General features: G+C 59.0%; 8 protein-coding genes and 1 tRNA gene. 4 read left to right on the plus strand and 5 right to left on the minus strand.

The genetic code is table 11. From position 1 onward, the window contains the following. Window positions 1–137: 137 nt before the first annotated feature. Both CHU95_RS00020 and CHU95_RS00025 read right to left on the minus strand, forming a co-directional pair. Entirely contained in the window at window positions 138–989 is an 852-nt protein-coding gene (locus tag CHU95_RS00020; protein ID WP_094452476.1) for a class I SAM-dependent methyltransferase, read from the minus strand. 178 nt (window positions 990–1,167) lie between these two features. Continuing rightward, window positions 1,168–1,253, minus strand: a tRNA-Leu gene (locus tag CHU95_RS00025). Between the two features lie 178 nt (window positions 1,254–1,431). On the opposite strand from CHU95_RS00025, the gene CHU95_RS00030 reads away from it, so the two are divergent. Together CHU95_RS00030 and CHU95_RS00035 are read left to right on the plus strand one after the other, a co-directional pair. Beyond that, window positions 1,432–1,953: a disulfide bond formation protein B gene (locus CHU95_RS00030; protein ID WP_245837745.1), complete on the plus strand. Its 522-nt coding sequence runs from the start codon at window positions 1,432–1,434 to the stop codon at window positions 1,951–1,953. Continuing rightward, a complete protein-coding gene (locus CHU95_RS00035; protein ID WP_094452478.1) occupies window positions 1,950–2,582 on the plus strand; it encodes a demethoxyubiquinone hydroxylase family protein in 633 nt (210 codons plus the stop codon). Before CHU95_RS00030 ends, CHU95_RS00035 begins: the two co-directional genes overlap by 4 nt. Window positions 2,583–2,640: 58 nt before the next feature. On the opposite strand, the gene CHU95_RS00040 is transcribed toward CHU95_RS00035, so the two are convergent. From CHU95_RS00040 to CHU95_RS00050, 3 genes are all read right to left on the minus strand, one after another. Next, window positions 2,641–3,066 (minus strand): YccF domain-containing protein, encoded by a 426-nt coding sequence (locus CHU95_RS00040; protein ID WP_094452480.1) that lies wholly within the window; start codon window positions 3,064–3,066, stop codon window positions 2,641–2,643. A 251-nt stretch (window positions 3,067–3,317) separates the two neighbouring features. Next, window positions 3,318–4,685 carry a sodium-dependent transporter gene (locus tag CHU95_RS00045; protein WP_245837746.1) on the minus strand — a complete coding sequence of 456 codons (1,368 nt, stop codon included), beginning with the start codon at window positions 4,683–4,685 and terminating at the stop codon, window positions 3,318–3,320. A gap of 615 nt (window positions 4,686–5,300) precedes the next feature. Beyond that, window positions 5,301–6,575, minus strand: coding sequence for an MFS transporter (locus CHU95_RS00050; protein WP_245837748.1), 1,275 nt, complete (start codon window positions 6,573–6,575; stop codon window positions 5,301–5,303). Window positions 6,576–6,929: 354 nt separating this feature from the next. Here CHU95_RS00050 and CHU95_RS00055 point away from each other — a divergent pair, with 354 nt between their 5' ends. Together CHU95_RS00055 and CHU95_RS00060 are read left to right on the plus strand one after the other, a co-directional pair. Then, the gene (locus CHU95_RS00055) at window positions 6,930–7,901 is read left to right on the plus strand and encodes an ABC transporter substrate-binding protein (RefSeq protein WP_094452484.1); all 972 of its coding nucleotides are present in this window, start codon (window positions 6,930–6,932) and stop codon (window positions 7,899–7,901) included. Window positions 7,902–7,972: 71 nt separating this feature from the next. Continuing rightward, on the plus strand, window positions 7,973–9,595 hold the full coding sequence (locus CHU95_RS00060) for an ABC-F family ATP-binding cassette domain-containing protein (RefSeq protein WP_094452486.1): 1,623 nt from the start codon (window positions 7,973–7,975) through the stop codon (window positions 9,593–9,595). Window positions 9,596–9,641 lie beyond the last annotated feature (46 nt).

Below are 9,641 nucleotides of genomic sequence, written 5' to 3' on the forward strand. Positions count from 1 at the left end.
ACAACATTCTGCAGATAAACGTCACTTTTCTGAAATAGGCCGGAGAGACCACAAGGGATAGCTCAGCCCCCTCTACCTGTAGAGGGCATGGGCGTCAAACCCCGGCCCATGCGGAGCCGGGGTTTTAAAAGAACGGATCAGTTGGCCGGCTTCACGAACCGCAGAGTCATGCGATCGCTTTCGCCGATGGCCAGATACTTGTCGCGGTCTTGATCCTTCAGGGTCAGGGTCGGCGGCAGGGTCCAGACGCCTTTGGGATGATCCTTGGTATCGCGCGGGTTGGAGTTGATCTCCGACATTGCCACCAGCTTGAAACCGGCATCGGTAGCCAGCTTGATCACATGGTCCTCACGGACGTAGCCGGAGACCGCCTTCGGGTCCTGGGGCTTGTCCGTGCTGGCGCGGTGTTCGACGACCCCCAACACACCGCCTGGCTTCAGCGCCTTGAACATGGCCTTGAAGGCATCCTCTGCCCAGCCTGCCCCCATCCAGTTATGGACATTGCGGAAGGTCAGCACACGGTCAACGGAGCCAGCGGGCACGAAATCCAGCGCCTTTGAGCCAAAGCCCGTCACTTGTGTATTGGAATAGAGGTCGGGACGCGCTGCCAGTTTGTCCTTAAAGCGCTGAATGGCGGCCAAGGTATTGGCCGATGCACCATTGGGATCGGCGGTCGCCGCGATGTAGCGGCCATTATTGTTCAGCAGCGGTCCTAGCACCTCCGTATACCAGCCGCCGCCTGGCCAGATCTCCACAACGCTCATCCCTGGTTCAACACCGAAGAATTCCAGCGTCTCCACCGGATGGCGCCATTGGTCCCGCGCCTTATTGGCATCGGAGCGATGATTGCCGGCCAATATGGGAGGTAACAGGTCCCGCAGCGGCGCGGCGGCCACCTGCATCGAGGGCGAATCAGCAGCCTGAACCGGCAGCAATGGCATGCAAAGGGCGGCGGCCAGCAGCAGCGGCACCGTCTTCTTGGAAATCATGGGTGTTCCTTCCGCGACAGAAGTACGGATAACCGATCGGTTATCCGGGTGGCGACACGCTAACCAGGAAGGAGGCGGAGGCCAAGAGGCCGTTCGGCCTATCCCTCTGCGGACCATCAGGCGGGCGCTGGATTGGCCCCACCTACCGCGGTCACAAATTTATGTCAGGGAAGGAAAGTGGTGCCCCCGGTCGGACTCGAACCAACACGCCCTTGCGGGCAACAGATTTTGAGTCTGCCGCGTCTACCATTTCGCCACGGAGGCACCGAGCGCATCAACGCGAGGCGGCACTATAGTGATGATCAGCGGGCGGTCAATGAAATCTCGCGACAAGGGCGATAGATTTTAGGTCAGTATGGTGATTGTTCGCTCCCGGCTTGCGGCCATCGGTCCCATCAGGGGGGCACTTTGCCTAACCAATACGCCGGCCTATAGTCGTTCCATGATGAACCTGACACTACCACCGACCGGCCGATTGTTGGCCGCCCCCCGCCTGCCCTCCCTCGTGCTGGTGCTGGCAGCATTGGCCGCTTTGGGCACAGCCTTTGGCTCGCAATATTGGGGGGGGCTGTACCCGTGCGACCTGTGCTGGTGGCAGCGCTATGCCTATATGGCTGCCATTGTGCCGCTGCTGCCGTCTGCCCTATGGCAACTGAACCGAGCGCCACGACTGATCAGTCTGGTTGCTGGCGCGCTGGTTTTTGTAGTCGGGGCCGGGATTTCGCTCTTTCATGCCGGGGTGGAGCAGAAATGGTGGGAAGGGTTCACCGCCTGTACGGCTCCGATCAGTGGCGGTGGCCTGGACGATCTGCGTGCGGCCATTCTGGCGGCGCCGGTTGTTCGTTGTGACGACATTCCCTGGTCGCTATTCGGCATTTCGATTGCCGGCTACAGCGCCATCATCAGCGTGATGTTGGCGATGTTTGCTTTAAAGGCAGCCTTTTCCACGGAGTCGGTTCGATGACCCAGCCTAATCCTGCCCTGCCGCCCCATCTTCTGTCGCCCCGGCCGCTGAAAGATGGCCCAGGTGCCGAGCCCGGTGATATCCCCGACGCTGCCCGCCCCCGCCACCTGCCCGGTGACCGAAAAGTCAGCCTGGAACAGATGATCCGTGTCGATCAGGCCGGTGAATATGGGGCGGTGCGCATTTATACAGGCCAGTCCGCCGTTCTTGGCAAGGGAGACAAGGGCCCCATGCTTCGGCACATGACGGAGCAGGAACAGGTGCATCTGGACACGTTCAACAGACTGGTCCGTGAGCGCGGCGTTCGGCCGACAATGCTCCAGCCTCTGTGGCATGTGGCCGGCTGGGTTTTGGGCGCCGGCACCGCTGCCATGGGCACCCGCGCGGCCATGGCCTGTACTGTCGCGGTGGAAGAGGTGATTGACCAGCATTATGCCGAGCAGGCGGCAATGCTAGACCCGGCGGAGACGCCTTTAAAGGCGACAATCGAGAAATTTCGGGCCGAAGAGCTTGAACACCGGGATATCGGCCTTGCGAATGAGGCCGAACTGGCGACGGGTTATCCGGTGCTCTCCGCCCTGATCAAGGCGGGGTCACGCACGGCGATCTGGCTGTCCCAGCGGATATGAACAAAGTAATGCTCAAACTTCGTCACGGGGCTTATGCCAGCCCCGTGACTTTCCAGTGTCAGCGGTAACGGACTGCATCCACAACTTCCCGGTCAACAATCGTCTTCCCGATAGGCGCAAAGGCAAGGCCGGCGAACTTAAAATGTTGCAGGCCAAAGGGAATGCCGATCACGGTTATGCAGCAAAGCACCCCAATGATCAGGTGCCCCAGGCCCAGCCAGATGCCGCCGAACAGGAACCAGATCACATTGCCGACGAAACCCAGCGGGCCCGTACCAATATCATCCTGACCGGTCAGGTCATCACGGCCGATGGCCACCCGACCAAATGGCCAGAACATGAACAAGGCGATGTTGAAAGAAGCCCGCGCCCAGGGAATACCGATAATCGAAACCACCATGACAAGGGTTGCCGTCAGCCAGGCGAGCCCGGCATTCCAGCCGAACAGCACCAACCAAAGCACATTCATCAGCAGATTGATCATCGCCGGAACCCTTCCTTCAAAGAAACGCCGTTGCTGGGCGTTCGCGTCAAGCACAGCCAACTGACAGGCAAACACATTCAGAACCAACGGCTCTGATGCCGCTGGCTTGGCTATGCCGCATGTGCGGCGCAGCGGCGGTCACCGCCGTACCAACGGTGGTCACCGCCGTACCAACGGTGGTCAATGATGGCCGTTGATAGCGGCCGGTCCGGCGGTTCTGCAACCACCGGACCCATGACATTGTCAGGCAATCACGCGAGATTGGAAACGACCGCTGCGACGACTCCCACTGGTGCCACTACCCGCACCAACAGGCGCCATACGCGGTAAAATGTCGGATTCTCAAACCCCAAGGCCTTAACGCTGTCCTCCCGGGTGACCACCCACCCAGCAAACAAAGCCAGCATCACACCGCCCAGGGGCAGCAGGATGTTGGAGGTAAGGTAATCGATCCAGTCAAACCAAGTGCGCGTGCCGCCCAGCGGGTGTACGTCCGACCAGATATTGAATGAGAACAGGGTCAGAAAACCCAATAGCCAGGCAACAATCCCGCCGATCCAGGCCAACGCTGACCGTGACAGCCCCGTGCGGCCAGCAAATGCAGCGACGATCGGTTCCAGTAGTGACACGGAGGAGGTCAGTGCGGCAATTGCCAGCAACACAAAGAACACGGCGCCAAAAATCTCACCTCCCGGCATGGCACCAAACGCCACCGTCAAGGTTACAAAGACCAGCCCTGGCCCTGCTGAAGGGTCGAGACCATTAGCAAAGACGATGGGGAAAATGGCGGTGCCGGCCAGAACCGCCGTCAGGATGGCGGCCAGCACAATGACCACCGATGTACGGGGAATGGACACACCGCCGGGCAGGTAAGCACCATAAGCCAGCATCGTGCCAAGCCCGATGGACAGTGAGAAGAATGCCTGGCCCGTGGCCGCTAGAACTACATCCCAAGTGACGGCGTCAAAATCCGGCTTAAACAGATAAGTCATGCCGGCCACAAAATTCCCCTCGACACCGGCATAGACGCATAGGACCACCAGAAGGGCGAAAAGCAGCGGCATCATCCACACCACCGCCTTTTCGATGCCAGCCTGTATGCCGCGGGCCACCGGGATGATGGTCAGCAGCATGAACAGGGCATGCCAGAAGGTGAGCGCCCAGGGGTCGGCCAGGAAATCGTTAAAGGCCTTGCCCGTGTCTGCACCAGACAGCCCGGTCATCTGTCCGGTCAGCAGTTTGGGAATGTAAGCCAACGACCAGCCCGCCACCACTGAATAGAAGGAAAGGATCAGCACGGCGGCCAGCACACCGACACAGCCAACCAACCCCCACGCTGCCCGACCAGAATAACGGCGACCCAGAGTGACCAGGGTTTCGATCGGCCCCTGCCGGCCCATGCGGCCCAATGCCAGTTCGGCCATTAGAATGGGAAGTCCCACCCCGAGCACGCAGACCATATAGACCAGCATAAAGGCCGACCCACCGCCGGTGCCGATCATATAGGGAAATTTCCAGATATTGCCGAGACCGACGGATGAGCCGATGGCGGCCATCAGAAAGGCAAAACGTGACGACCAAAGGCCAGCGGCAGCGCTGGCATTGTCAGTGGATTGCAAGAGGTCTACCCCTGTCCCTGTTCGACCTTGGCCCCCTGACGGCGGCGCGGCCGAGTTTTATCCGATATTTCAAGCAATAACCCCGGCCCTCGGACGGGGCAAGCCTATCCCGGTTCCAACGCGTGCGATTTCCGCGACGATTCCATGACAAAAACCTCAACACGCGCATGGATACAACGCCGGCTCTGCGTTGATGGCGGATTGACGTTGGCGGCCGCGGCGCTTACTTTGAAAGCAACAATCGAGGTGAGTGATGGCGATCAGCGGCGTTTCCTCCTATAGCTCTTCCGTGTTTCAAACCCCCGGTGTTCGCCCACAGGAGAACAGCGCACGGGTACAGCCAGTCCCCCCCTCGGACCAGCAGGCGCAGCAGACAACTGCTACCCAGCAGGATAATCAGCAGACCAACACCAATCCGACCGAAACTGAACGTCAAGAGGCAGTGTCCTCTGGTCGTACACGGGGTAGCTTTGTGAATATCACTGCCTGACCACGTGTCCGTATTTTTTAGTGCAATAAAAACGCGGTGCTGCCTGTGCAAGCACCGCGTTTTTATTTGTTCTGTTGACCGATTCATCGCGCAACCGGGCAGTTCAACCCGCCCATGTTAAAGGGTCACCCCCCAGACGTTCCCTTCATCACAGCGCGCACCCGGTGGCTGATACCGGCATCACGCGGAACCCGCCGTTCCAACGCCCAGATGAGCGGCGGTGCCATCAAAGTGATGACCAAGGCCACGAGTGCAACATCTTCCATATGCAACAACTCACCAGCAGGGCCAGTGGACAGCATGGCGGCAGCGATCAGGGAGGCCAGTCCACCCGCCACCTGGGTGACGGATTGTACCAAGGCCATGAACCCGGCCCGATCCTCTGCGGCGGGAACCTTGGACACGGCGGCCGATTGGGCCACCATCCGGGCGCTGTTAAAGACCATGAAACCTGGTACCAGCGTCACAATCGGCAGTGCCGCCCAATGCCAATCGTAATAAAGCAACCAGATCAGGATTGCGAGGCCGAGGGCCGCGCCAGTGGTCACCGGCGTGGAACCGTAACGGTCGACCAGGGCGCCAGTCACGCGCATACCGAAGAAACTCAACGCCCCACCGATCATGTAGAGCATGCCTAACTGTTCGCGTGGGAAGGCGAGGTTGAACTGCACAAACACTGCCATATTAGAGATCAGCATGAAGCTGGGCACTATGGCAATGAAAGACAGAGCGAAGGCCAGAGCCGGCAACATGCCATATGCAATACGCATCAGGTGCCGGGGAGCCTGACTCAGCGGAACCGGTGTGCCGCCCATGTGGGAACGTTGTGGGCCGAGCAGGCGCAAAGCGACGATAATGATGATCAGGCCCATGCCTGCTACGGTCAAAAACGGCACCCGCCAGCCAAATAGATGGGAAAGTTCCAAAGCGAGCGGAACGCCCAAAACCGCGCTGATCGATAGCGACCCCATCACCATACCCATGGCTTTCCCACGCCGTTCTGGTGGCACATTATCAGCCACGATCGCGACAGAAAGGGCTCCCGCCGGCCCGCCAAACAGGCCGGCGACCGCTCGGGCTAAGAGCAGCGACCAAAGATCAAAAGCAAACGCCGCCGCGACATTACACAGAACCAGCCCAATCATGCAGATCCCGAGCGCGGGCCGACGGTCAAACCGATCTAGCACCATCGCCGCAAACAGCCCTACCAGGGCAGACGACAAGGTATAAGCTGCCATCACCCAGCCGACACGAGCCGTATCAATCCCGAGCGCAGGGGCATAATCGGGCCCCAGCGGCATGATGACCATGAAGGATAACACACTGACAAACTGCACCGATGTCATCAACCAAGCGACACGGCGTTCCTGTAGGGTAAGGGCGGACAGGACAAACTCCACCGTCAAAAAATGACATGCATATCGGTTGCATGGCTTGCGGTCTTGATAAACCCGTCCATCGCATGCGTCCATCGGCAATGCATGGGCGCCAACGAAGATAGGCACTTCGGCCTCTCTTTAACGTAAGGCTGCACGGCATTGTCACCGCTTTGGCGACGGACGCTTGGCCAATCAATCGGCGCCACCCAACATGGGCTGCTGGACCTGATCCGCATCACCACAACCAATCGTCCCGTAACACAAGGGCGGGGCAGGTCAGCCTCGTGCTGCCTGTATCAAAATCAAGGCTTGTCTCCGCCATGCCTTCGCCTAACCTGGAAAGCGCAGGCGCGGCTTGGGCAAGGGGACAAGGGCATGATGCGGCGAACATTCTGGATTGCGCTCATGGCACTGGCGTTTGGCGGCCTGCCGGCAGCGGCGCAGGAAAGGGTGGTCTTCGCCACCGACTGGCGGGCACAGGCTGAACATGGCGGCTTCTATCAAGCGATTGCCGCCGGCCTTTACAAGGCGCGTGGCCTTGATGTGACCCTGCGCCAGGGCGGGGTGGGCATGGATCCACAGCAGTTACTGGCCGCTGGCGCGATAGATGCCGCGATGGGGTCCAACGGCTATTTCACTCTTAATCTGGTGGAAGCGGGCGCCCCCGTGGTAACCGTGGCGGCTCTGTTCCAGAAGGACCCGGTCATCCTCATGTCACACGACCGACCGGACGTGAACCGTTTGGCGGATATGAAGGGCAAGCCGATTGCTGTCGGCGATCCCACTGTGCACACGATCTGGCGCTACCTGAAATCCCGTTACGGGTTCGAAGATGATCAGATCCGTAAATACACTTTCAATATTGCCCCCTTCCTGGTGAACAAACAGGCTATCCAACAGGGCTATGTGACCTCTGAACCACTGACAGCCACCAGGGGTGGAGCGAAACCAAAGGTGTTTCTTCTAGCTGATGATGGCTATCTGTCCTATGCGGCGACCATTATGGTTCGTAAGGATCTGACACAGAAACGGCCCGCGGTCGTCCGGGCGTTTGTCGAGGCATCCATTGAAGGCTGGAAACAATATCTGCATGGAGATCCGACCGCTGCCAACGCTCTGATTAAGCGGGACAACCCAGAAATGGACGACGAAACGTTGGCCTACGCCCGCGCCAAGTTGATTGAATATGGCATTGTCGAAAGCGGTGACGCCCTGACACTGGGGATCGGGGCGATGACGCCCGAGCGGTGGGACGCCTTTACCAACCAGATGGTGGCCTTGGGCCTCTACAAACCCGGTATCGACTGGCGCCAGGGCGTCGAATTCGGCTTTCTGCCAACACCCTGACTGCGGTCGACGCTTCGATGCGGCTTGTGGCATAACAAGGCCTCTATTTGCTCCCCTGGACCAAGCCGCACATGATTCGCTTTGAAAATATCAGCAAACACAATGGACACCGCATTCTGTTCATGGAGTCGTCAGCGGCGCTGAACCGGGGGGAAAAGATCGGGCTGGTCGGTCCCAACGGCGCCGGCAAGACAACCTTGTTTCGAATGATCACCGGCGATGATCAGCCAGATGCGGGGCAGGTGTCGGTGGAGAAGCAGGTCTCCATTGGGTATTTCAGCCAGGATGTGGGGGAGATGTCAGGCCGCAGTGCCGTCCAAGAAGTGATGGATGGTGCCGGGCCTGTCAGTGATGTCGCCAAGGAAATGGCAAGCCTAGAAGAAGCCATGGCTGATCCGTCTCAAGCTGATCAGATGGACACGATCATCGAGCGATATGGTGAGGTGCAGGCCCGGTTTGATGAACTCGGCGGTTATGAGCTGGAAGGTCGGGCGCGGGAAGTGCTGGCCGGACTCAGCTTCAGCCAGGAGATGATGGACAAGGATGTCGGCGCGCTCTCGGGCGGCTGGAAGATGCGCGTGGCGCTGGCCCGAATCCTGCTCATGAAACCCGACGCCATGCTATTGGACGAACCCAGCAACCATCTGGACATTGAAAGCCTGATCTGGCTGGAGAGTTTCCTGAAAGGCTATGAGGGGGCGCTTCTGATGACCTCCCATGACCGGGAGTTTATGAATCGTATCGTCAACAAAATCATCGAAATCGATGGCGGAGCGCTGAACACCTATACCGGGAACTATACATTCTATGAACAGCAACGGGCCCTGAACGAAAAGCAGCAACAGGCACAGTTTGAACGCCAACAGGCCATGCTGGCAAAGGAGATCAAGTTTATCGAACGGTTCAAAGCCCGGGCCTCGCACGCTGCCCAAGTACAGAGTCGGGTGAAGAAGCTGGATAAGATCGAACGGGTCGAGCCTCCTAAGCGCCGCCAGACGGTAATGTTCGACTTTCCACCGGCCCCGCGCTCTGGCGACGATGTGGCTGTTCTACGCAATGTGCATAAGGGCTATGGTAGCCGGAGCATTTATCAAGGCTTCGACTTCACGATCCGGCGCAAGGAACGCTGGTGCGTCATGGGGATCAATGGTGCCGGCAAGTCAACGTTGCTAAGGATGGTGGCGGGAGCGGACCGGCCGGACGTTGGCAGCGTCACTGTCGGTGCCAGCGTGAAGATGGGGTACTTCTCACAGCACGCCATGGAATTGCTGGACGGGGACCAGACCATTTTTGAGACATTGGAAAGCGCCTTTCCCCAGGCTGGCCAGGGTTCGTTGCGGGCCCTCTCCGGTTGTTTTGGCTTTTCCGGGGATGATGTGGAAAAGCGCTGCCGGGTCCTGTCTGGCGGTGAAAAGGCGCGGTTGGTCATGGCGATGATGCTGTTCAACCCGCCCAATTTCCTGGTGCTGGACGAACCGACCAACCATCTCGACCTCGACACCAAGCAGATGCTGATCACGGCCCTGGGAGCCTTTGAGGGGACAATGCTGTTTGTGTCCCATGATCGGCACTTCCTGGCCGCCTTGTCGAACCGGGTGTTGGAACTGACACCGGATGGCGTTCATCAATATGCGGGTGGTTATACCGAATATGTTGCCCGCACCGGTCAGGAAGCGCCAGGCCTCCGTAGTTAAACCAGTTCTTACCATTGGTTGGGCGTTGGCTGGGCTGAGGGGATAG

The sequence above is a fragment of the Niveispirillum lacus genome (assembly GCF_002251795.1).
Lineage (GTDB): Bacteria > Pseudomonadota > Alphaproteobacteria > Azospirillales > Azospirillaceae > Niveispirillum > Niveispirillum lacus.